Raw genomic sequence first — 22931 nt, forward strand, 5'->3', positions numbered from 1 at the left:
ATGTTACCAAAAGGATTAGCAAATGAGAATTAAACTCTTGGATAAAATCACAGGCGACTGGGCAAAGGAATGGTCAATTATTTGGTTCTGTGTTGGGCTATGTGCCTTAACTAGCGTATTTTGGTTAACTACCGAACATAAACCACTAGATTGGTTTTATCTTTGCGTGTCTTTGGTGGGGCTGTTATGCGTGATTTCACTTAGTTTTCGCCGAAATATCGCAGGGAATGGACTAGGAATGTTAGCCACCGCAGGCGAAAGCGTGGTTCAAGGCACATCAGGAGCGGTTGGACTGATGTTAGCACCCATGTTTAACTTTTTTACCCACTTATACGGTTTGTTTTATTGGACAAAAAATACCGATGGCGACGGTAATATGATACCAAAATCCGCCAACAAAGCGGTGTGGATTTTTACCTTTATCGTGATTGCGATTGGCTTGGCATTATTCCCTACCCTAAATGCTTGGTTAGCATCGCAGGGTTTTGCCGTGATTACCGATGACGGTAGCAAGTTTTTGGGTAAAATTGACTTTTTTTGGATTAACGTGGTGGCTTTTGTGCTGTCAATCACCGCCCAAACCGCGATGATTTTGCGTTATTCGTTTAACTGGTGGCTGTGGATTGTGGTCAATTCGGTGTGGCTGATTGTCAACTTGATGACGCAAAACTATATTTTTGCCCTACAGACCGTGATTTATCAAGTCAACGCAATCATTGGGCTGTATGAATGGCACCGTAGTGAACATTAAGCTTTGTTAAAATCGATGAAAAATGATTTTACATTGCCACCAGTTTTTAATAAAATAACAAAGGTTAACTTAAATCGCAGGATATTTGTATGGACATTAAAGCCGTTCTTTGCACCGCCCTACTCGCCACTATGTTAACAGGCTGTGCTACTCATGAATTATTGGAAAATAACCGCCAACCCGCCACCTACACCAAAACTATTAAACAAACTCTCGTCAACGACCAAGTGCTTGCCTTTGGCAAACCTGCGACTGCTATCAATGGTGTGCCTAGCGATAGCGTGGTCATTGTCGGCTTAAAACAAAGTTACGTGTTAACTGACGGTTCGGACGAATTTGTCAGCCTGTTAAGCGGACGTTTAAATCCTGAGTTTATCAAACTCACAAAACCGTTGGACTTTTTTTCCAAAAACAATGACGGACGCTTTGTCGGCACAATCAGTATCAAATACAGCCGTTTAAAAGAAGATATCACCAAAGACGACCGCAATCTTTTCTTAAAACATGATGCAGATGAATGTACCAATTATAACGAAGAAAAAATGGGTGTACAAAGTTTTTGCTTTGATATGAACCTTGCAGGCATGGTCTATCCTGCGGTGAGCAACCAAGCGAGCATGAAACGCTTGAGCAAATATTACCCTGCTAGCATTTACACCGAAACCACACAGACCGTGAACAATCCTGACGTTGGTAAAGATGCGGGCAAAACTTTGGTATTATTGCCGTTTGCGGTAGCGTTTGATGTGGTAACTTTGCCATTTCAAGCAATCTATGAAATTTTTGATTAATTTGTATTCGTAAAAAAATCCGTTTAAGGTTAATTTTGTTAAACGGATTTTTTGTTTTTATTCGTGTTAAGTTTAAAATTAACGTTTGGCAAAGCCCTGTTTGTTTAAATATGGCAAAATTTCTGGGCGAGATGGTTTTGCCAAATAATTTTTGATTTGCGAAATCCAGTCCATATCACTGCCATTTCGCAAGGTTTGGTAATAATCTTTTACCGTCTCATTAAAGGCTTCTAACTGCTCAATGCTCGCAGATTGATACTGATTTTCCGACACAATCACGGAGTTTGGCAAGCGTGGACGCATCGCAGGTTCTTGGTCAGGATAGCCCAAACACATGCCAAACAACGGCACAACGCCTTGCGGTAATTTTAACAATTCACTAATTTTGTCAATATCATTACGTAAACTACCGATATATACCCCGCCTAAGCCTAAACTTTCTGCGGTAATCAGCAAGTTTTGGGCAATAATGGTCGCATCAACCGCACCGACGAGAACAACTTCCGTCCAGTCAATTTGGGCATCGGGCAATAGGGTTTGATGACGCTTGCTGTCCATGCAAAACACCAAAAATTCAGGACTATATTCCACATATGGATGTCCATATTTTTCGCCTTCTTTGGCATCTTGGGCTTCGGCACAGACACGGCGGATTTGATAACGCAGGGCTTTATCCGTTATCCGAATGATACTCGCCGATTGCAAATAACCTGATGTTGAACCCGCCATTCCTGCACGGTACAACGTGTTTAGCAGGTCATCGCTAATCGGTTGGTTGGTAAATTTTCGGATAGAGCGGTGGTTTAACACGGTTTCTAACGTGGGTTTACTGGTTAATGTCATCGTTTAGTCCTTTTTTATGGTTTGTTAAAAAGATTTAGAATAAATAAACTAATTGGTTAAGTCTTTGTTATTTTAACACAATTTTTAGCAAAAAAATTTGCCAAAGTGGTTATTTTTTAACGAATGGTTGGCTTAGGCTTGACTTTCTCCAAAACTGCCGACACGATACCGCTTAAGGCATAAATCACACCAATGGCGAGCAGTCCTGCGGGAATGTTGTAAAGCACAATGCCAAGCACAAAAATTATCACAATCAAAGCAACAAATGGCACCCGTTTTTTGTCAAATTCCTTAAAACTATAATATTTGACATTACTCACCATTAACAGCCCCACCACCACTGACCACACCGCTGACATCAAGCCAAAGCTCATGCCTGTGCGTGGTAGCACCGATTGCCAATCCATATTGACCATGACAAAAGTGGCAATCAAAATCGCCGCCAACGGACTTGCCACGCCAATAAAATATTTTTTATCCACCACACCGATTTGCACATTAAACCGTGCCAACCGCAATGCTGCACACGCCGAATACACAAATGCACACGCAATTCCAATCCGCCCAAGCGGTTGTAACGCATAATGATAAATCAATACCGCAGGGGTCAAACCAAACGCAATACAATCCGCCAAACTGTCCAACTGCTCACCAAACGCACTTTGGGCTTTTAACATCCGAGCAGCACGACCGTCCATGCCGTCCAAAAATGCCGACACAAAAATCGCCACGCAAGCAGTCATAAAATGCCCTTGCGAACTGCTGATAATCGCATAAAAACCCGCCAACAACGATAACAATGTAAAGGAGTTTGGGATAAGATACACGCCTTTTTTTAGCACTTTTTTATCGGCAACTTGTTCGCTTTCAATCACTTCAATGGTTAAGCCGTCAGTGTCAGCGTCATAGTCTATTGGTTTATCGTCTAGCGGTTTTTCACTTTTTGTTTCATGTTTTATCATATTCATTCCATTTTTTTAAATTATTTTTTAAAAAATTATTCACCGACTAACCATTCTACTTTAACTTTTTGGTCAACCGCCATCGCTGGGCTATCAGGGTGTTGCAAAATTGGTTGTAAATATTGCAAAATTTCATCAACGTGTTTGTCAAACTGATACGGCGGATTAATAATTAGCATTCCTGTACCATTTAAACCCATTGGCAAATCGGTTGGGTAAATATTTAGTTCACAGATTAACTGTTTTTTGATACCTGTGCGTTTCATTTTTTTGTAAAAAAGTGCCACCGCTTCCCTATTTTTTATCGGATACCACAAGGCAAAAATCCCTGTTGCCCATTTTTTATGAGCCTTTTGCAACAAATCTACCAACGCCGAAAAGTCTTTATACTCCTGTTCAAATGGTGGGTCAATCAAGATAAGCCCACGTTTTTCCGCAGGGGGAATAACCGCCAAAATCCCTTCGTAGGCATTGCGATGAGCAATACCAATCGGCAATTGGTGCAGTTGATAATTTAAGGCATCGTACTCATCGGCTTTAAATTCAAAAGCGTCGGCACGGTTTTTGATACCTGTCGCTTCTTGCTGTTTTTGGATATGACGAGCAATAAACCAAGGCGAACCTGTGTACACATATTTATCATAAAACTTACGAGCATATGCCAAATCATTGAGATAAGTTTGCACCGCTTCTGGGGCGTTTTGATTATCTACCGACAAAAGTTTGTTTACACCACCCAAGGCTTCGCCTGTTTTTTTGGTTTCTACACTTGCCAACGAGTACAAACCACGTCCACCATACGCATCTAGCGTATAAAAAGGCTTGGGTTTTTGGCTTAATTGTGCTAATAACTGTAACAATAAAACGTGTTTGACCACATCGGCAAAATTACCTGCGTGGTAGGCGTGTTGATAGTTCATGAGTTTCTCAAAATCGCTAGTAAATGGTTAACCAAATATGTTAGCATATTACAGCCGTTTTTTGGAAAAATTTGCACAATTTTGTGTAAATTTTGGTCAAGTTATAATCATAAAATACATAGACGCTTTAAAAATATTGGAGAAAAGCCATGTTTAATACCGATTGGCACATCAAAATTCATGAACATTATTTGTCAAATTTTGAAAAAACAGGCGTGTTTGTGCTTGATGATTGTTTTGCCACCGCAGATTTATTGGCATTACAAAGCGAAAGCGGGCTGATTGACTATCAACAAGCCCACCTAACCAATGGCGAACGCCTTAGCAATATTCGTGGCGATAGTATTCGTTGGATTGATGAAAACTGTACAATCGGTACACATTATTTAACCAGTATTGAAAAACTCGGTGAATTTTTTAACCACACGTTTTTTGCAGGGATTCAGCGAGCCGAAGCCCATTATGCCTGTTATACCGCAGGTTTTGGCTATGATTGGCATACCGACAATCCCAAAGGGCGAGATGAGCGAGTAATTTCGGCAGTGTTTTATCTTAATGATAATTGGACAGATGCGGACGGCGGACACATTCATGTGGTGGATAAAACCGAAAAGACCCAAATTTTAACACCAAGAGCCAATCGGTTGGTCGTGTTTGACAGCAATTTGTTACACAAAGTTGCCATTACCCACAAAACACGCTTTTCCATTGCCACATGGCTACGCCGAGATACAGGGATTTGGTAACGGGCTTTAATAACAGATATTTAGTAAATGGTCAAACCCATAAAAATTTGCTAAAATAATTAAGAACCTGTGTTGACAAACTTTTGGAAAATTATGAATAATCTTACCGCAGAACAACAAGCCATCTTAGCAAATGTGCGAATGCCTGATGACTGGAAAAACGCCCTAGCCGATACCTTAACGTCTGAAAATATGGCAAACATCCGTCAATTTTTAAAAAATCAATATGCTCAAAACAAAGAAATTTATCCACCTGCCAAATTAATGTTTAATGCCTTTGATTTAACCCCATTATCACAAGTCAAAGTGGTAATTTTGGGGCAAGACCCCTATCATGGGGCAGGTCAAGCCATGGGACTGTCTTTTAGCGTGCCAAAAACGATACCAAAACCGCCAAGTTTGCAAAATATCTTAAAAGAATTATCAACTGATTTGAACATTGCTCCGTCTGCTCACGGTGATTTGAGTCATTGGGCAAAGCAAGGTGTATTATTACTTAACAGTATGTTAAGTGTAGAAGCAGGACAAGCAGGCAGTCATCAAGGTATCGGCTGGGAACAGTTTACCGATGCGGTGATTGATGCGGTGAATGAAAACTGCAAACATTGCGTATTTATTTTGTGGGGGGCATACGCTCAGAAAAAAGGGCGGTTTATCAATCCGCAAAAACATCTGATTTTGACCGCAACCCACCCTTCACCCTTGGGGGCAAATCGGGGTGGTTTTTTTGGTACACAACCATTTTCCAAAACCAATGATTATTTGATGTCGTATGGCAAAAGTCCAATTGATTGGCAGTTGCCACAATGATTACCAAAAATTTTGTGATTGAAAAAACAGAAAAATTAGATTTGTGCAAATCAGAATTGGACAAAAGCTTTATGCAAATCGCCCTAGCCTGTGCCAAATACGGTGCAACGCTTGGCGAAGTGCCTGTCGGTGCAGTATTGGTGTATCAAGGCAACATCATCGCAACAGGTTACAATCAGCCGATTTTAACCAAAAACGCCACCGCTCATGCCGAAATGGTCGCCATTTGGCACGCCTGCCAACGCTTTAACAATTATCGCCTACCTCACGGCTGTGAGTTGTTCGTGACCCTTGAGCCGTGTACCATGTGTTTGGGAGCGATTATTCATGCAAGAGTATCTCGCTTGGTATTCGCCACTGCCGAACCCCGTGCAGGAATGCTGATTAGTCAACAAAATTTTGCCCAAAAGACCTTTTATAACCATGACTTACAAGTAGAACATGGCTTATTAGCCGACAATAGTCGTAAATTATTGCAAGATTTTTTTCGGCAAAAACGCCAATCCCAAAAAGCCCACAAACTCAAAGTAAAATAGCCATAAAAAAAGCAGAAAATCTAAATTTCTGCTTTTTTATCATCAACCAATTATTTTTTTAAAGTTAAGGCATTTTTTGCCATTAAAAAACCTTGCCAACCATAAAACATAAAATTACGGATATTGGCGTGGTCATCACCGTGTGGCGTAGCTTTTACCGCATCATAATGTTCGGCAAATAGTTTTAACGTATCCACTTGGCTTAGCTGATTGGCTTTGGCAAAGGCAAAAACTTTAGCACTACCTTCGTTTTCACCTGCATCACTATGAGCTAAGCCATTGGTAAACGCAACAGGCTGATAATCGTAATATTGAGCAATAGTCTGTAAAACGCCTTGAAAATCAATGGTTTTATTATCAATTTTTGTTAACAATGCCGATAAAGCAAGTTTATCAATCACGTTAAAATCTCCTTTGGTTTTAATGTTTAACGCCTGTCTTAACGATTATAATAATCATCTTCAAATGGGTCAAATGACGGATTAAAATTTTTGTTTTCACCCACATTTTCGCCTAAATTCGGTTGCCCCATATTCGGCTGTGGAAAATTACGATTTTCCAAGTGGTTCATTTGGGCATTGCTACGCAAATGTTCGTTCATACTACGGTCATAGTTGACTTGGTTGCGGTCAAAACGCTCACGGTTGTAACCACGATAGCCATGATTATGATGATTTTGGTAGCCTTGATTGTTGCGATAGCCATGATTTTGATGATTTTGGTAGTTTTGTTGCTCAAAAGCACGGTGTTCTGGGCTGTAGCTTGGCATACCGAACGTTGGCGTATACTCTTGCCCACGCTCATGCAAGATACGTTGGTAAATCTCTTCACGATGCACCGCAATATCTTTGGGAGCATTGACGCCCAATCGCACTTGGTTGCCTTTGACACCCAGTACAGTTACGCTGACTTCATCACCAATCATCAAGGTTTCGCCGACACGACGCGTTAGAATTAACATGTTCACACTCCTTATGTTACAATGGTCATAAAATTTGCAAACTAATTGCCCAAAAAAGTATGTTAGCAAAAATGGGTTTTTGTTCGCTGGATTGAAGGGGTTTTAATAAAAAGAAAAGTCGTCATTTGCCCAAATGACGGTTTTATTATAAGTCCTTTTATCCATTTTACCAACTACTTTTTGACAGAAGGTAAAAAAATCTTATGGCTTGTTGCCCCATAATCTTGTTAAAGTTTTGTTGAAAAAAGTTGGGTTCAATATAAAAAAGGTTAATGCCATATTATAACAGCATTAACCAAATTTCACTACTTTTTTTACAAGATTGTTTGACAAAATTTGTTAACCAAATTGTTAAAAATTATCAATTATAATCCTGCGACTTTACTTTCGCCGTCTTTACGGTCAAGCCCAAAAGCGGTATGTAGTGCTTTTACCGCTTTTTCAAGATGTTGCTCTTGCACGATAACTGATACTTTGATTTCGCTGGTTGATACCATTTCAATGTTGATGTGGTTTTCTGCCAAAACTTGGAACATTTTGCTGGCAACACCTGCGTGTGAACGCATCCCCACGCCAACGAGCGAGACTTTCACGACTTTGTCTTGTCCAATAACTTTGCTACCGCCAATTTCATTCACGTGTTGATTTAAAATGTCTAAAGCTTTTTGATAATCGCCACGGTTTACAGTAAAGGTAAAATCGGTTAAACCTTCGGTAGATAAGTTTTGGATAATCATATCTACTTCGATGTTAGCATCGCTAATCGGTGTTAAAATCGCTGATGCAATTCCCGGACGGTCTGGCACATCACGAATGGTAATTTTGGCTTCATCACGTGTAAAGGCAATGCCTGAAATAATAGGTTGTTCCATGCTATCTCCATTGTCGGTAGTAATCAATGTACCGACATTTTGTTTAAAATTATCATCAAATTTACCGTCCACATTTTCATCAAAACTAGACAGTACACGCAATGGTACTTGATATTTACCTGCAAATTCTACGGAACGAATTTGCAAAACTTTTGAGCCAAGACTTGCCATCTCAAGCATTTCTTCAAAAGTGATTTTATCAAGTTTTTTGGCTTTTGGCGTAACGCGTGGGTCGGTGGTATAAACGCCGTCCACATCGGTATAAATTTGGCATTCATCGGCATTTAATGCTGCCGCCAACGCCACGCCTGTGGTATCTGAACCGCCACGCCCCAAGGTATTAATATCGCCTTTGTCGTCCACGCCCTGAAATCCTGCGACAATCACCACCATACCTACATCTAAGGCTTGGCGAAGTTGACTGTCATCAATGTGCTGAATGCGGGCTTTAGTGTGGCTGTCATCCGTACGAATAGCGACTTGTCCGCCTGTCATGGATTTAGCATTCACGCCGATTTCTTTGAGTGCCATGGCTAATAAAGCAATAGACACTTGTTCACCCGTTGACACCATTTGATCGTATTCTCGTGGGTCTGGGTTGGGGCTGATGTCCTTTGCTAAACCGATTAAGCGGTTGGTTTCGCCACTCATTGCCGATACGACCACAACGACTTGGTGCCCATTTTCATGCCAACGTTTGACACGCTGTGCCACGTTTTTGATACGGTCGGTTGTCCCCATGGACGTTCCGCCGTATTTTTGTACGATTAATGCCATAATTTACCCTTAATTAATTTACCAAACGAGCCCTTGATAATAAATATTCTTTGACAAATAGTATAACTAAAATTTATCAAAATTTTATTTTTTTACAAAAAAAGTAAAGCATTGTATTTATACCATATTTGACGTTTTTCGGCAAGTTTTTTGTCAGGTGTTTGTTACCAAATTATCACCATTATCAGTTAGCCAAGTTAATTAATTCCAATCTTCATCTTCTCTATACCAATTTTTGTTAATTGGCGTATCCCATATCTCGCCTTCTATACCACCTTCAGAAATTTGGTGGTTCGGCTCATAGATGTAATATAAGCGATGAAAAAACTGCGACACATGAAAAGTTGCCTTGGTTAATCTTGGCTGATAGCCAGTATTATCAAACTCAGCTTCAATCATCCGAATATTTACGCCAGCTAATAACAATTTTTGTTTTAAATCATTAAAATCTTGCTGTGCAGTCGCTGGAAATGGTTTGATAAGCTCTCGTGAAAATGCAACATTGCAACGCTCATCTTCAGGATTTTTGGAAAATAGCCCCTTTTTATATTTAAAATAACTGCACCAATCTTGATTGCGATATACAGTAATTTGCTGTTTTTCTAAGTGCAAGGTGATTGGCTGTAAACGCTTGACAATGGTTTTATCATCCATGCCTAACATATAACCTTTCCAAGAATAACATAATGCCCAAAACAACAAAATCACTGCTAAAAACTTCAGTAAGCTTAAACAAAACTTCTTCACAGTCATGTTAACTTTCCAACTCTGCCCACCGCTCTAGTTTTTCCATTAAAATCTCGTCAATCTCATTCAGCCGTTCGGTCGCTTGGGTCGCCCCTGTCAAGTCGCTGACAAACCAAGAACCGTCCGCTAATTTTGCTTGTAATTCGGCTTGTTCTTGCTCCAATTCGGCAATCTCGTTTGGCAAACTTTCCAACTCTCGTTGTTCTTTATAACTTAATTTCTTCTTAACAAAACTATTAGATGTATTTTCAGATTTTAGCGTTTCAGTTTTGGACTCTTTGGCTTTTTCAACTTTGGTTTTAACAGGATTTTGTTCAATTTCTCTTGATTTTTGTTCAAGATAATCTTGATAACCACCCACATATTCTTTGACAATGCCGTTGCCGTCTTTATCCGTGTCAAACACCCACGTTGATGTAACCACATTGTCCATAAATTGCCTATCGTGGCTAATCAATAAAATCGTACCGTTAAAACTATCAACCGCTTCTTCCAACAGCTCCAAAGTCGCCATATCCAAATCATTGGTCGGTTCGTCCAATACCAATACATTGGCAGGTTTTAATAATTGTTTGGCTAATAACACTCGGTTACGCTCGCCACCTGATAGGGCTTTGACAGGCGTTCTAGCACGTTCTGGGGCAAATAAAAAATCTTGCAAATAGCCAATAACGTGTTTTTTACGTCCGCCAATTTCCACATAATCCGAGCCTTCGGCAACGTTCTGGGCAACGGTCGCTTCCAAATCTAACTGGTCTCGTAATTGGTCTAAAAAGGCGATTTCTAGATTTGTGCCGAGTTTTACCGACCCTGTTTTTTGGATATCGGCTTGTTCAATGCCCAAAATTGCATGAATTAAAGTGGATTTTCCTACGCCATTTTTGCCAATAATGCCAATGCGGTCGCCACGCAGAATGGTTGCATTAAAGTTTTTTACCAAAATTTTATCGTCATAACCCAAATTTAAGTTTTTAACATTACACACCAATTTTCCACTGGTTTCGCTATCATTCATGCTGATATTGACTTGTCCGACTTGCTCTCGGCGGGCTTTGCGTTCTTCTCGCAAGGCTTTTAATGCTCGTACACGCCCTTCGTTACGAGTTCGACGAGCCTTGATGCCTTGTCGTATCCAGACTTCTTCTTCAGCAAGTTTTTTGTCAAAATTGGCATTGGCTTTTTCTTCGGATTGTAGTTGCAATTCTTTTAATTCTTGATAACGTGCGTAACCTTTCACACCTTGGGTAACGTCATAACTGCGTAAAATCCCACGGTCAAGCTCCACAATGCGAGTGGCGATTTTGTCAATAAAACTGCGGTCATGCGAAATAAATAGCAATGTCAAGCCTTGCCAATTTAACAAAAAATGCTCCAACCACTCAATGCTATCCACGTCCAAATGATTGGTTGGCTCGTCCAATAGCAATATATCAGGCTTGGTAATCAATGCCCTTGCTAAAAGCACACGGCGTTTGCGACCGCCTGATAACTCGCTGATATCTGCTCCACCGTCCAAGCCCATGATTGACAACAAAGTTTGCACTTCTCGTTGTAATTCCCAACCATTGACATCATCAATTTTATGCTGTAAATCCGCCATTTGCGAACAGGCGTTCATATCGCCATTGGCACATTTATCGCTTGTTAGATGATAGTCATTGAGCCATTTTGCCAAATCGCCTGCCCCTGCGATGACGATATCGCTCACCTTTCCGTTGGTTTCTGGGATATCTTGTTCTAACATAGCGATTTTTAAGCCGTTTGTCATGCTAAAATCGCCACTATCGGCTTTGATTTGACTGTTAATGACTTTTAACAGGGTAGATTTGCCTTCGCCATTTCTACCGATAAGGCAGACCCTTTCGCCTTGTTCAAGGTTAAAATCCACACCGTCCAAAATCGGTGCTAGTCCAAAGGCTAATTGTAAATTGCGTAAATGAATGAGTGCCATAAATTTTCTCAAAATGTTATCAATGTTATTCGTGGCGTATTTTAACAGAAAATCAGAAAATTTGGGGGATTTTTGGGATAGTGCACAATGTTATGACCTGTTGTTACAGCAAATGGTAAAACTGAAGAATGGATTTATGATGATTTTCAATCTTTATATTTTGAGAATGGCAAACTAATATCGGTACAAACGTATGGTGAGAAATAAATTAGCCATAAAATAAATCGTAACATATAAAAACACCCAACAATTTAAAAAGCGTATTGTTGGGTATTATTTTTAATATCAATATTGTCAATTACTTCGCAGGTGTCGCCAATTCATCAAACACCCCACCATCTTTAAAGTAGGTGTTCATAATCGTATCCCAATCGCCAAATACATCTCGTGGACGAAAAGTGTCAAGTTTTGGTAATTTATCAGCATTTTTCGCCAAAATCGCCTCATTACTTGGACGCAAATACAAATCAGCAGATAATTGCTGAGCTGTATCACTCCACAAATAATTCAAATATTCTTTGGCGGCAGCCGTTGTACCTTTTTTATCGGTTACCGCATTTACCACGGCAACTGGATTGCCTGCAGCGATAGTATAGCTGGGATACACAATTTGCACTTGTCCTTGCCCGAAGTTTTTTACCGCCAAATTTGCTTCATTCTCAAAAGTTACCAAAACATCGCCAATCTGACGTTGTAAAAATGTCGTGGTTGCTGATCGTCCACCATTTTCATAAACAGGCACGTTTTTTAACACAGATTTAACAAAGTTTTTGGTTTTGTTTTCATCTTTGTGAAAGGTGTGCAAGCCATACCCATACGCTCCTAAAAACGCATAACGTCCGTTGCCCGTGGTTTTTGGATTGGCAAGTACGATTTGCACGCCGTCTCTGCTCAAATCATGCCAATCTTTGATATCTTTTGGATTGTCTTTTCGCACCAAAAATACGATTGTACTGGTGTATGGTACGGCATCATTGGGAAATTGGGAACGCCAATCATTTGCCACCAGTCCTTTTTTAACGAGTAATTCTACATCCGAGCCTTGGTTCATAGTAACGACATCGGCTTGTAAGCCGTTGGCAACGGCTAGGGCTTGCTTGCTAGAACCGCCGTGCGATTGCTGAATTTCTATCGTTTTGCCTTGATTTTTGGCGGTATATTCTTTGACAAATAGCGGATTAAAATCTTTATAAAAATCCCGTGCCACGTCATAGGAGACGTTTAACAGCTTGATGTTATTCGGGTTGGACGGAGCGATATTGATGGTGCTTGCCTTGGCGGTTTGGCTGGCATTTGCCGAGCTACTAGCTTTGACATTATTATCGTTATTGGCTTGGTTTTGTTGGGTTGGGGCTCGTGAACAGCCGACCACACTCAAACTTGCGAACAAGGCAACGACGGTGATTTTAGCAGAATTTTTTGCAATTTTTGTTGTAACTGCCATTTTGTTGAACTCCAAAATTTTTAACGTTATTTTTTAAATATTGTTTGTTAACATTGGCATTATTATAATCAGTTACTTATGCAAAAACACATTATTTGTTTGCGTATTGATATGCAGTTTTAGAATAACACGTTTGACAAAATTTATCAAAATTTTGACAAATTAATCATTAAATTGACGTTCATACAATCTGGCATAATGCCCATTCTTTGCCATCAAGGTGGGGTGGTTACCGACTTCCACGATTGCCCCGTTGTCCATTACCACGATTTTATCAGCATTTTGAATGGTGGTTAAACGGTGGGCAATGACAATGGTGGTACGCCCTTGCATTACAGCTTCAAGGGCTTTTTGGATAAAAAATTCCGACTCATTATCCAACGCACTGGTGGCTTCGTCCAAAATCAAAATCGGCGCATCTTTTAACAACGCTCGTGCGATAGATAGGCGTTGGCGTTGACCGCCTGACAACTGCAAGCCGTCTGAACCGATATGTGTGTCGTAGCCGTTGGCTAACTTTTCAATAAATTCATGGGCATAGGCGGATTTTGATACGTGGATAATCTGTTCTCGTGATTTGTGTTGTAACTCACCATAGGCGATATTTTGGGCAATTGTGGCTTTAAAAAGCACCACTTGCTGATTGACACTGGCAATTTGCGAGCGTAAATTTGCCAATGTCAAGGTGTCAATCGGTACACCGTCCAAGTAAATCTTGCCTTTACTCGGCTCTATCGCTCGCATCAAGGCATTCACTAACGTGGTTTTACCTGCCCCTGAACGCCCAACCAACGCCACTGTTTCGCCTGCTTGAATATGCAAATTCACCTTGTCAATCGCCTTTTTACCGTCAGGATAAATCAGCGAAACATCATCAAAATGGATATTACCTGTCAACTTTTGTTCAATATTACCGTTGTCTTTTTCATTATCAGTATCCAACAACGTAAAAATAGAATCAGCTGCCGCCAAGCCACGTTGCAAACCTTGATTGACATCAGTTAACGCTTTCACAGGGCGGTTTAACAAACCTGCTGCCACCAAATACGCAATAAAATCCCCTGCCGACACGCCGTCCATGACATTGGGGCGAAACGCAATCCAAATCACCAACGCCAACGCCATTGCCATGAGAAGCTGTATCATCGGCGTGTTAATGCTGTTCACCACCACGATTTTTAAGCCTTTTACCAAATTATTTTTGGATGCTTGCTCAAAACGTGCCAACTCGCTTGCTTGTCCGCCGTAGTTTTTTACCACTTGATAACCGCCAATCACTTCATTGGCAATATGGCTGACCTCCCCCATACTATCTTGGATATCTTTGGATAATTGGCGAAATCGCTTGCTCGCTGTACGGATTAACCACGCAATCGGCGGTAAAATCAAAAACACAATCGCTGTCAATTTCCAATTTAAATATAACAAATAGCCAAACAAACCAACCACCGTTAACCCTTCTCGGAGCAAGGTTTTAATGGTATCCGTGCCTGCCGATGTGACTTGTTCCACATCAAAAATCAGCTTGGCAGACACCTCACCTGCCGAATGATTGAGATAATATTCGCTTGGTAAATTTAACAGTTTATTAAAGGTCTCTAAACGTAATTGAAACACCATATTGCGAGAAATAATCGCACTAAAATAATTGCCCAAAAACGACCCCAACCCACGAAACACAAATAACACAACCACCAAAAACGGCAATAAATTTTTGTAAATTTGGTTATTGTCTGCCAACGCATCGGTGATAATCCCCATGAGTTTGGCAGTCGCCATTTCCGTGCCTGCATTGATAACAAAACCCAATATCATCAGCAAAATTGCCCCCCAGTAGGGCGTGATATAGCTCAGCAAACGCTTATAAGTTTGCCAATTTTGCGATTGCTTAGCGGATTTTTGTATATTTGACATGGATTAGGCAAGTTTGATAAAGATTGATTTTAAAAAAAACCTCAATATTTCAAAACAAATTGATATGAAATATTGTTCATAAAATCATCCATAAACATTGATAAAAAAATTATTTTTTCGGAATAGCATTAGCTGGGGCTTGCCCTGCAGGAACAACCGTACGGATATTCAGATTTAAAAAGCCCATTTTCCCTGCAATGTCCATGATTTTTACCACCGATTGATGTGTGGTATTCGCATCAGCAGAAATGACAAACAAAAGTTTACGATTATCACCTGCTTCTTGACGTATCATGGACGTAATTTCAGCTTCACCTGTCCCTGCCAACGCAATGCCGTTAATCAAATAACTGCCATCTTTTTGCACGGCGACTTCAATACGCTGGTCTTTTTTGGTAATAGGCACGCCTTCAGCTTGCGGCAACACGATATTGAGCTTGCTAAAATGGTTAAACGTGGTGGATAACAACAAAAACACGATAAGAAATAATAAACAATCAATCATCGGTGTTAAGTTAATATCAACAGATTCAACAGTCGGTTTACGAAAACGCATGGCAAGCCCTTTTTTGTTTTAAATCATTCTGTTTAAAGCATCTTAGTTAAATGGTTTCGGTTAAATGCGGGTGATTTTGTAGCATTGGATTAATAGTCTGATTAGCATGGCTAATTAATTGTTTATCCAATAAATCTTGTACCATTAGCCCTGCTTCTCGCTCAAAATGGGCATTAATATCCACAATACGGCGTTGGTAAAAACGATAGGCAATCACCGCAGGAATTGCCACAAACATCCCACCAGCAGTGGTAATCAAGGCTTGCGAAACGCCCGCCGCAAGCATCGCAGGGTCTTGCATTGAGCCTTCAGTGATTGCCAAAAATGACGTAATAATCCCAAGTACTGTACCGAGCAAACCCAATAGCGGTGCAATCGCCCCAATCGTACCAAGCATATTGATATTTTTTTCTAGCTTGTGAATTTGTACGCTGGCACGGTTTTCCATGTGCATACTCATGGACTCAAGCCCATAGTGACGGTATAGCAGACCTGTCGCTAAAATGTCACCAAGCGGTGAGTTTTCTTTGACATTCAATAATTGTTCACGATTAATCGTACCTTGCTCTAACAGCCGAGCAGTTAATTGGTCACGCAACTGACTAGGGGCAACTTCGGAAAAACGCAGTTTAATCCCACGCTCAATCATAATAATTAGCATAAAAATTGAACACATCACGATTGGCATCATCAGCCAACCGCCTGCTTTCACCAGTTCCCACATAGCTTTTTCTCACTTACATTTTTTAAAAAACGAATACTATTGATTAGATTTGCAAAACTTAAAAACCGTTTGCAGTGAGCCTGTTGAACTTGAGAAACACGATTTCGCAAGACGTAGCATAGCGAAATGGCTTTGCGATACTTTGACAAGCTCAGTACGAACGGAAAACCGAGATTTACAAAATACTATTTATTCGTTTAGTTGCCCTTGCAATTGTTCAACTAAGGTTCTTAATTCATCTTCACTGTGAAAGAAAATTTCAATACTACCCTTACCTGCCGATGAACCTTTGACTTTCACTACTGCACCAAGTTGTTCGGATAGTTGTTGGTTCAATCGCAAACGGTCGTAATCAATTTCCTTGCTCGGTTTTTCCAACTGTTTTGGGTCAAGGATATCTTTTACCAAGGTTTCGGTTTGACGCACCGTTAATTGTTCTTGTACAATACGTTTCGCAATCAACGGCTGTTGTGGTGCAGACAGTGAAAGCAACGCTCTGGCGTGTCCCATGTCAATATTGCCTTGGTTTAACGCTTGTTTTACATCATCATGCAGTTGGTTTAACCGCAACAAGTTGGACACAGTCGCTCTGGCTTTGCCCACCACATCGGCAATCTGACCATGGCTCATACCAAATTCATCGTGAAAGCGTTGCAAAGCGACCGCCTGTTCCATAACAGTCAAATCTTCACGCTGAATATTTTCAATCAACGCCAACGCAATCGCCAAATCATCAGACATCGGACGCAAAATTGCAGGAATTTGACTTAATCCTGCAATTTGGGCCGCACGCCAACGGCGTTCTCCTGCAATAATTTCATGGGTAATTTGTTGGTTGGATTGGGCTAAAGGACGAATGACAATCGGTTGCATCACGCCGTGTTGTTTGATAGACGTTGCCAACTCTTGTAAGGCTTCTTCGCCTAGGTCAATACGGGGTTGATATTTACCACGTTGCAAGCGTTCCACATCAATGTGTAACAGATTTAAACCGTCTAAATCTGCATGAACTTTTTCATTGATTTTGTCATTGGCTTTAGCCGTTACCGCTTGAGTATTAGTACTACTAGCCGTTTTGGCAGAAGCTAAATTAGCTTGACTTTCAGAATTTTCAGATTTTTTTAAAGACTTTTGTTGCGTATTTTTTGCAGTCGGAGCAGTTGTTACCACACTTTCTGTTTTTGTTGGCAAAACTGCTGTTTTTTCAACAGGCACAGCAGTATCGGCAAGCGTATTTGCAATCAATTTTTCTTTTTTGATTGAACCAAGCAAGGCATCAAGCCCACGATTGGTTGCTAGCCCACGTTTTTTTACCATTTGATTGTACCTGTATAAAAAGCAAAACGAATTCTAAACGTACTATTTTAACAGATTATTGGCAAACAATAAATATATTATTTGGGTTGTTTTTGCCTTTGTTGGCTTTGTTTGATAACTTCATTAGCAAGTTTGGTATAAGCGTAAGCCCCTGTAGAGCCAGCTTCATAGTCAATAACCGACATCCCGTGGGCAGGGGCTTCTGCTAATCGCACGTTGCGGGGAATGACGGTATGAAACAAAATATCGCCAAAATGTCGGCTTAACTCGTGCGAGACGTCATTGGCAAGAGTGTTACGTGAGTCAAACATGGTGCGTAACACACCACGAATATGCAATTCTGGGTTTAACTCGGTCAAGCGTTCAATGGTTTGCGATAAATCCGCCAAGCCCTCTAGGGCAAAATATTCGCACTGCATCGGAATAATCACACCGTTTGTCGCACACATGGCATTAATCGTTAGTAAACTTAGACTTGGGGCACAGTCAATTACCACAAAATCATAGCTTTTTTGTGGACGGCCGTTTTTTGGCGGTAATTGTTGCAAATGTTGCATCGCATTTGCCAATAACGCAAAATTATTGTCAATTTGGCTCAACGACAAATCAATGCCTGACAAATCACCGTTTGCCCCCACCACATCATAGCCTGCTGAAGATTTGACAACTGCCTCTAATAACGGCACATCGTCAAGTAACACGTCCGCAATGCTGTACTCAAGCTCACGTTTATGCAGTCCTGATGCGGTTGTGGCGTTGCCTTGGGCATCAAGGTCAATTAACAAAACTTTTTTGCGTTTGTTGGCTAAGGCACTGGCAAGGTTCACCGCCGTGGTGGTTTTGCCGACACCACCTTTTTGATTTGCGATTGCTAAAATATCCATGTTGTTTCTCGTTGATATTTTTTTAAGGTTATTTTTAAAAATATTTTATAAATTTTACAGCTTCACCAAACGGATTAAATGCCGTTCTTCGTCCAAAAATGGTACGTTTAATTCGGTGGCTTGGATTTGCCAATTGCTTTGTAATTGGGCAATTTCATCAGTTGGCAATACGCCTTTCATCGCCAAAAACTCGCCATTCGTCGCTAATTTTTCTACCCCCAATGCCACAAAATCACACAGCGATGCAAAGGCTCTGGAGGTAATTACATCGTAACTGTCGCTATGTGCTTCAATGCGACTGGCAACAGGATTGACATTTTTCAGGCCCAATTCACTGATGATTTGTTTAATAAAACGTACTTTTTTAGCATTGCTGTCCAACGCCGTTACCGAGCGTTCAGGCTGGCAAATCGCCACAATCACCGATGGCAAACCTGCCCCTGTACCAATGTCCAACAGGCGACCTGTTGGCAAATGTGGCACAATGCTCAAACTATCCAAGATATGCTTGATGAAGGCAGGCTCAGGCTGTTTAATCGCTGTCAGATTATAGGCTTTGTTCCAAAACAACAGTTGCTGTAAATAGTAAAGTAACTGCGTTTGTTGGTGCTGTGACAGATTAAGGTTTAATTGTGCCAGACCATTTTGTAGTTTTGGTAATAATTTTTGGTAATTATTATCAACCGTTAGCATAATTAGAACACCCGATTTAGACCGTTTAACGCCGCCACACGGTAGGCTTCTGCCATAGTTGGGTAGTTAAAGGTGGTATTCACAAAGTATTCTAGCGTACCGCCAAGTAACATTACCGCTTGACCAATATGAATAATTTCTGATGCTTGGTTACCATAGCAATGAATACCCAAAATTTGTAGGGTTTCACGGTGAAATAAGATTTTTAACACGCCACTACGCTCACCGACAATTTGGGCTCGTGCCAAATGTTTAAAAAATGCCTGCCCCACTTCATATGGAATTTTTTCTTCGGTGAGTTCTTTTTCATTTTTACCAATACTAGAAATTTCAGGAATGGTATAAATGCCTGTCGGCACACTTCGCACAGGCATGGCGTTTTCATCGCCGACCATGTGGGCTGCAGCATAACGCCCTTGGTCATAAGCAGCCGATGCCAATGACGGCCAGCCAATCACATCGCCTGCGGCATAGATGTTGTCAATGTTAGTTTGGTAAAACTCATTGATGCTTAATTGCCCCCGTTTGTTGGCTTCTAGCCCAATACTGGCAAGGTTTAAGCTGTCGGTATTGCCCGAACGACCATTACACCAGAGCAAGGCATCGGATTTGATTTTCTTGCCTGATTTTAAATGTAAAATGACACAATCGTCAAAAGTTTCCAAACGTTCAATTTCTTCATTATTACGGATAAGCACGCCAAATTGACGGAAGTCATGCGACAACGCATCCGAGATTTCATCATCAAGGTAGCTTAATAATTGCCCTTGGGTGTTAATCAAATCTACTTTATAGCCCAATCCTGTAAAAATAGATGCGTATTCGCAACCAATCACACCCGCCCCATAAATAATAATGCGAGAAATGACATAATCCATTTGCAAAATTTGGTCAGAATCAAACACACGTGGGTGTTCAAAGTCTAGGAAATCAGGGCGATACGGACGGCTACCCACCGTGATAATGGCTTTATTAAAGCTGATTTCCTGCTGTGCACCGTCAGGCATATCTACCACAATGGTGTGACGATCTTTAAAACTTGCCCAACCGTTAATCAAATCAATGCGGTTACGCTCATAAAAACGGGTATGGGTATCCACTTGAGCTCGCACGACATCACGAGCTTTAGTTAAGATTTTATTTAGCGGAATTAAATGATAATCCACGCCTTTGTTTAACACAGGGTCACGGCGATTACTCAAAATGTTAAACACCGATTGACGCAATGCCTTACTTGGGATAGTACCAACGTGAGTACAGTTACCGCCGACTTGTTTGCGTGGGTCAATAACGGCGACTTTTTGTCCAGATTTAGCGATTTTCATGGCGGCAGCTTCGCCTGCAGGCCCTGCTCCTATCACGACCGCATCATAGTCATAGCTATGCCCTGCCAAATCAGTATGTTTATAACGTTTCACATTAATGCGAGTGCTATCCAATGGGCTGATTAAGTCAAAATGTTTTGAGCCGTCATCAAAGTGGTTAGTTTTATCATCTTCGCTGATACTGACGGTGTTCGCTTGGATATCCGACTCGGACAAATCAGGTTTTTTTAGCCCGTCTCCAGCCATGCTTTGGGTGTTTTTGCTGTCTTGTTCAGGGGTCTTTTTGGGTTTTGCCATGATTACTCTCTTTAATTGCTTTCTGATTTTAAAATCAGTCATTCAGTCAATAAATTTAACGTATCACTTGATTTTTGTTGGGTTACACCAAACAGACGGCTAACCCAACCCATAAGATTTTTCATCTAAAACTACAAATTTTGCGGTATTATAACAGTTTATCCCACAAAACACAGTTTATTTTTGCACAAATAATAATGCCAAGCGAATTTCATTATAACCATATTTTGCGGACAAAAATTCATGAATAGGGCGGATTTTTAGCATACCATCTTCGTCTTTATCGTCAGGCGTGGCGTTTATTTTTACCGTATCATAGGCTTTTTGCACGTTTTCAATCATCTGTTCATCAGGACGCAGATAGTCAATCGGTAAATTGTTAAATTGTGTTTGTAATTTGGCAATATGATTGACGATGGTTGACTGTGCCAAGTTACGCATCTCGGCAATTTCGGCAATGGTTAGACTTTCTTCTAACAACGCTTTGGTTTGTAAATAGGTATCGCCTAAGCTGTCATCGTTTTTGGCATTTTTCTCACTGGCTAATAGGGCTTTGCGTTTTAGGGCTTGTTCTTGTTTTTCAATGCGTTTTTCGTAGGCTTGGATTTTTTGCGGATTGAGCGTGCCACGACTTTTTAAGATAAAGGCTTGTTGTAATTCTTGCAATTTTTTACCATCTATTAGCAAAAAAGTTTGCTCCAATTCATCAGACAGCTCAATAAATCGCTTGTCCGCCCCTCTTGCCAATGGGTCAAGTTGCAAACTAAGCTCATTTATTCCTAACAACTGCAAGCCTGACAACTGTTTTAACCGAGATAATGCCACATAGCCCTGCCCTTTTTCAAAGGTTTTGCTCAGGTTCACTTCGGCACTGTCTAAGGTCATGCCTTGGCTTTTGTGAATGGTAATCGCCCATGCCAATGTGAGCGGAATATGATAATAAGCCGACAAAATTTCACCATCTTCGTCTTCGACTTTCCACACGTCATAATCTACCACCACTCGCCGACCGTCATTAAGTTGTACTACTGGAAATAACTGTTTGTTTTGGTTGTTATTTTCTGTTGATTTATTAGCGTGATTAATCTCTTCTTCGTCATCTTTTTCCAAAATCAACGGTTGAAAATCCACAATCGTACCCATTGTGCCATTTGACACGTTTAAATCGGTATTATTTTTGATGAACATCACCTTTGCACCGACTTTTAGGGTCAATTCAGGTGTGTTACGTACCGATTTTTTCAGACTTTCCAATAATTTTTCATCACCTTCACCCCAACCAACATACAGCTGTGGCGGTGTGGTTAAATTTGCCAACTCTTGTTCGTTAATATTTTGCACATTGATATTATGGGTATAAAGCCGTGTGCGACTTTGACTCAAGGTATGCTGTTCGGTGGCTTGCAAGGCAGGAATGGTAGCTTCGGTAAATTGTTGACGGCGAATTTGGTTCAAAATATCGGTCAAATCCAAGCCAAAATAACGGTTATTATCCATATGGGTTGCTTGATTATCGCTAATGATTTGGCGGTGTTGCTCAGTCAGATAGCACACTTGAAAATCTGCATCTAGCCACGATTGGGACATAAAGGCAAATTTATCTCGGTTGGTTTCGTTCGGATTACCGATAGGTGGCAACTGAAAAAAATCCCCTGCCACCAACAACTGCACGCCACCGAATGGTTTTTCGTTTTCTTTGACAAATTGCAACACTTGGTTAATCATGTCAAATTGTTTTAAATGAAGCATAGAAATCTCATCAATCACCAACACTTGCGTGCGTTGCATTCGGTCAACCAACTGGGTGCGGCGTTTGATACGGGTCAAATCTTTGGAAGTTAATTCGTCCAAAATCCCAATCCCCGCCCAACTATGAATGGTCATGCCATTCATGTGCGTGGATGCGATGCCTGTGCTGGCGGTTACGGCAACGGCGACATCTCTGGCACGCAGATAATGCAAATATTGGTTAATGGTGTAGGTTTTGCCTGCTCCTGCTGAACCTGTTAAAAAGACGTTTTTGCCTGTTTTTAAAATATTAAGTGCGGTCGATTGTTTCATTGAATTAATTGGTCTGGTGAATTTCTCAAAATTTGGCTAAAATATTGCT

21 protein-coding genes and 1 pseudogene are annotated in these 22931 nt (G+C 40.8%); 5 read left to right on the forward strand and 17 right to left on the reverse strand.

The window, feature by feature from the left end:
* Positions 1 to 22: 22 nt before the first annotated feature.
* Together pnuC and A3G3_RS0106045 are read left to right on the forward strand one after the other, a co-directional pair.
* A complete protein-coding gene (gene pnuC / locus A3G3_RS0106040) occupies positions 23 to 751 on the forward strand; it encodes a nicotinamide riboside transporter PnuC (RefSeq protein WP_026212883.1) in 729 nt (242 codons plus the stop codon).
* Between the two features lie 89 nt (positions 752 to 840).
* Positions 841 to 1542, forward strand: coding sequence for a YidX family protein (locus A3G3_RS0106045; protein ID WP_019519646.1), 702 nt, complete (start codon positions 841 to 843; stop codon positions 1540 to 1542).
* 78 nt (positions 1543 to 1620) lie between these two features.
* Here the strand turns inward: A3G3_RS0106045 and nfsA are convergent, their stop codons facing one another.
* From nfsA to A3G3_RS0106060, 3 genes are all read right to left on the reverse strand, one after another.
* Positions 1621 to 2385: an oxygen-insensitive NADPH nitroreductase gene (gene nfsA / locus A3G3_RS0106050; protein ID WP_019519647.1), complete on the reverse strand. Its 765-nt coding sequence runs from the start codon at positions 2383 to 2385 to the stop codon at positions 1621 to 1623.
* 116 nt (positions 2386 to 2501) lie between these two features.
* A complete protein-coding gene (pssA, locus tag A3G3_RS0106055; RefSeq protein ID WP_019519648.1) occupies positions 2502 to 3347 on the reverse strand; it encodes a CDP-diacylglycerol--serine O-phosphatidyltransferase in 846 nt (281 codons plus the stop codon).
* Between the two features lie 35 nt (positions 3348 to 3382).
* Positions 3383 to 4267, reverse strand: coding sequence for a 23S rRNA (adenine(2030)-N(6))-methyltransferase RlmJ (locus A3G3_RS0106060; protein ID WP_019519649.1), 885 nt, complete (start codon positions 4265 to 4267; stop codon positions 3383 to 3385).
* Between the two features lie 149 nt (positions 4268 to 4416).
* On the opposite strand from A3G3_RS0106060, the gene A3G3_RS0106065 reads away from it, so the two are divergent.
* The 3 genes from A3G3_RS0106065 to A3G3_RS0106075 all read left to right on the forward strand — a co-directional run bounded on the left by A3G3_RS0106065 (position 4417) and on the right by A3G3_RS0106075 (position 6359).
* Complete coding sequence (locus A3G3_RS0106065; protein ID WP_019519650.1) at positions 4417 to 5013, forward strand: 2OG-Fe(II) oxygenase; 597 nt, start codon at positions 4417 to 4419, stop codon at positions 5011 to 5013.
* Positions 5014 to 5106: 93 nt separating this feature from the next.
* Positions 5107 to 5823: a uracil-DNA glycosylase gene (gene ung / locus A3G3_RS0106070; protein WP_019519651.1), complete on the forward strand. Its 717-nt coding sequence runs from the start codon at positions 5107 to 5109 to the stop codon at positions 5821 to 5823.
* Positions 5820 to 6359, forward strand: coding sequence for a nucleoside deaminase (locus A3G3_RS0106075; RefSeq protein WP_019519652.1), 540 nt, complete (start codon positions 5820 to 5822; stop codon positions 6357 to 6359). Before ung ends, A3G3_RS0106075 begins: the two co-directional genes overlap by 4 nt.
* A 50-nt stretch (positions 6360 to 6409) precedes the next feature.
* Here A3G3_RS0106075 and A3G3_RS0106080 read toward each other — a convergent pair whose 3' ends face one another.
* From A3G3_RS0106080 to A3G3_RS0106160, 14 genes and pseudogenes are all read right to left on the reverse strand, one after another.
* Positions 6410 to 6760 (reverse strand): HopJ type III effector protein, encoded by a 351-nt coding sequence (locus tag A3G3_RS0106080; RefSeq protein ID WP_019519653.1) that lies wholly within the window; start codon positions 6758 to 6760, stop codon positions 6410 to 6412.
* Between the two features lie 353 nt (positions 6761 to 7113).
* A pseudogene (gene csrA / locus A3G3_RS14920) lies at positions 7114 to 7320 on the reverse strand (carbon storage regulator CsrA); the annotation flags it as partial.
* 365 nt (positions 7321 to 7685) lie between these two features.
* On the reverse strand, positions 7686 to 8969 hold the full coding sequence (locus tag A3G3_RS0106095; RefSeq protein ID WP_019519656.1) for an aspartate kinase: 1284 nt from the start codon (positions 8967 to 8969) through the stop codon (positions 7686 to 7688).
* Positions 8970 to 9170: 201 nt separating this feature from the next.
* Complete coding sequence (locus A3G3_RS0106100; protein WP_156802114.1) at positions 9171 to 9632, reverse strand: hypothetical protein; 462 nt, start codon at positions 9630 to 9632, stop codon at positions 9171 to 9173.
* A gap of 91 nt (positions 9633 to 9723) precedes the next feature.
* Entirely contained in the window at positions 9724 to 11667 is a 1944-nt protein-coding gene (locus A3G3_RS0106105; RefSeq protein WP_019519658.1) for an ATP-binding cassette domain-containing protein, read from the reverse strand.
* A 298-nt stretch (positions 11668 to 11965) separates the two neighbouring features.
* Entirely contained in the window at positions 11966 to 13111 is a 1146-nt protein-coding gene (locus A3G3_RS0106115) for a sulfate ABC transporter substrate-binding protein (protein ID WP_019519660.1), read from the reverse strand.
* Between the two features lie 162 nt (positions 13112 to 13273).
* Complete coding sequence (gene msbA / locus A3G3_RS0106120) at positions 13274 to 15025, reverse strand: lipid A export permease/ATP-binding protein MsbA (RefSeq protein ID WP_019519661.1); 1752 nt, start codon at positions 15023 to 15025, stop codon at positions 13274 to 13276.
* Positions 15026 to 15134: 109 nt separating this feature from the next.
* Positions 15135 to 15581 carry an ExbD/TolR family protein gene (locus tag A3G3_RS0106125; protein ID WP_019519662.1) on the reverse strand — a complete coding sequence of 149 codons (447 nt, stop codon included), beginning with the start codon at positions 15579 to 15581 and terminating at the stop codon, positions 15135 to 15137.
* A 46-nt stretch (positions 15582 to 15627) separates the two neighbouring features.
* A complete protein-coding gene (locus tag A3G3_RS0106130; protein ID WP_019519663.1) occupies positions 15628 to 16305 on the reverse strand; it encodes a MotA/TolQ/ExbB proton channel family protein in 678 nt (225 codons plus the stop codon).
* A 189-nt stretch (positions 16306 to 16494) separates the two neighbouring features.
* Positions 16495 to 17622 carry a ParB/RepB/Spo0J family partition protein gene (locus A3G3_RS0106135; RefSeq protein WP_019519664.1) on the reverse strand — a complete coding sequence of 376 codons (1128 nt, stop codon included), beginning with the start codon at positions 17620 to 17622 and terminating at the stop codon, positions 16495 to 16497.
* A 77-nt stretch (positions 17623 to 17699) separates the two neighbouring features.
* Entirely contained in the window at positions 17700 to 18506 is an 807-nt protein-coding gene (locus tag A3G3_RS0106140; RefSeq protein ID WP_019519665.1) for a ParA family protein, read from the reverse strand.
* Positions 18507 to 18560: 54 nt separating this feature from the next.
* Positions 18561 to 19199, reverse strand: coding sequence for a 16S rRNA (guanine(527)-N(7))-methyltransferase RsmG (rsmG, locus tag A3G3_RS0106145; RefSeq protein ID WP_019519666.1), 639 nt, complete (start codon positions 19197 to 19199; stop codon positions 18561 to 18563).
* A gap of 2 nt (positions 19200 to 19201) precedes the next feature.
* The gene (gene sthA, locus A3G3_RS0106150; protein WP_019519667.1) at positions 19202 to 20821 is read right to left on the reverse strand and encodes a Si-specific NAD(P)(+) transhydrogenase; all 1620 of its coding nucleotides are present in this window, start codon (positions 20819 to 20821) and stop codon (positions 19202 to 19204) included.
* A gap of 177 nt (positions 20822 to 20998) precedes the next feature.
* The gene (locus A3G3_RS0106160; RefSeq protein ID WP_019519668.1) at positions 20999 to 22882 is read right to left on the reverse strand and encodes a helix-turn-helix domain-containing protein; all 1884 of its coding nucleotides are present in this window, start codon (positions 22880 to 22882) and stop codon (positions 20999 to 21001) included.
* Between the last annotated feature and the right edge of the window lie 49 nt (positions 22883 to 22931).

It is taken from the genome of Moraxella boevrei DSM 14165 (assembly GCF_000379845.1).
Taxonomy (GTDB): Bacteria; Pseudomonadota; Gammaproteobacteria; order Pseudomonadales; family Moraxellaceae; genus Faucicola; species Faucicola boevrei.

Excerpts from the sequence above, each read along its gene's own strand:
- pnuC (WP_026212883.1), top strand. The coding sequence starts at position 23 with ATGAGAATTAAACTCTTGGATAAAATCACAGGCGACTGGGCAAAGGAA.
- A3G3_RS0106045 (WP_019519646.1), top strand. The coding sequence starts at position 841 with ATGGACATTAAAGCCGTTCTTTGCACCGCCCTACTCGCCACTATGTTA.
- nfsA (WP_019519647.1), bottom strand. The coding sequence starts at position 2,385 with ATGACATTAACCAGTAAACCCACGTTAGAAACCGTGTTAAACCACCGC.
- pssA (WP_019519648.1), bottom strand. The coding sequence starts at position 3,347 with ATGATAAAACATGAAACAAAAAGTGAAAAACCGCTAGACGATAAACCA.
- A3G3_RS0106060 (WP_019519649.1), bottom strand. The coding sequence starts at position 4,267 with ATGAACTATCAACACGCCTACCACGCAGGTAATTTTGCCGATGTGGTC.
- A3G3_RS0106065 (WP_019519650.1), top strand. The coding sequence starts at position 4,417 with ATGTTTAATACCGATTGGCACATCAAAATTCATGAACATTATTTGTCA.
- ung (WP_019519651.1), top strand. The coding sequence starts at position 5,107 with ATGAATAATCTTACCGCAGAACAACAAGCCATCTTAGCAAATGTGCGA.
- A3G3_RS0106075 (WP_019519652.1), top strand. The coding sequence starts at position 5,820 with ATGATTACCAAAAATTTTGTGATTGAAAAAACAGAAAAATTAGATTTG.
- A3G3_RS0106095 (WP_019519656.1), bottom strand. The coding sequence starts at position 8,969 with ATGGCATTAATCGTACAAAAATACGGCGGAACGTCCATGGGGACAACC.
- A3G3_RS0106100 (WP_156802114.1), bottom strand. The coding sequence starts at position 9,632 with ATGTTAGGCATGGATGATAAAACCATTGTCAAGCGTTTACAGCCAATC.
- A3G3_RS0106105 (WP_019519658.1), bottom strand. The coding sequence starts at position 11,667 with ATGGCACTCATTCATTTACGCAATTTACAATTAGCCTTTGGACTAGCA.
- A3G3_RS0106115 (WP_019519660.1), bottom strand. The coding sequence starts at position 13,111 with ATGGCAGTTACAACAAAAATTGCAAAAAATTCTGCTAAAATCACCGTC.
- msbA (WP_019519661.1), bottom strand. The coding sequence starts at position 15,025 with ATGTCAAATATACAAAAATCCGCTAAGCAATCGCAAAATTGGCAAACT.
- A3G3_RS0106125 (WP_019519662.1), bottom strand. The coding sequence starts at position 15,581 with ATGCGTTTTCGTAAACCGACTGTTGAATCTGTTGATATTAACTTAACA.
- A3G3_RS0106130 (WP_019519663.1), bottom strand. The coding sequence starts at position 16,305 with ATGTGGGAACTGGTGAAAGCAGGCGGTTGGCTGATGATGCCAATCGTG.
- A3G3_RS0106135 (WP_019519664.1), bottom strand. The coding sequence starts at position 17,622 with ATGGTAAAAAAACGTGGGCTAGCAACCAATCGTGGGCTTGATGCCTTG.
- A3G3_RS0106140 (WP_019519665.1), bottom strand. The coding sequence starts at position 18,506 with ATGGATATTTTAGCAATCGCAAATCAAAAAGGTGGTGTCGGCAAAACC.
- rsmG (WP_019519666.1), bottom strand. The coding sequence starts at position 19,199 with ATGCTAACGGTTGATAATAATTACCAAAAATTATTACCAAAACTACAA.
- sthA (WP_019519667.1), bottom strand. The coding sequence starts at position 20,821 with ATGGCAAAACCCAAAAAGACCCCTGAACAAGACAGCAAAAACACCCAA.
- A3G3_RS0106160 (WP_019519668.1), bottom strand. The coding sequence starts at position 22,882 with ATGAAACAATCGACCGCACTTAATATTTTAAAAACAGGCAAAAACGTC.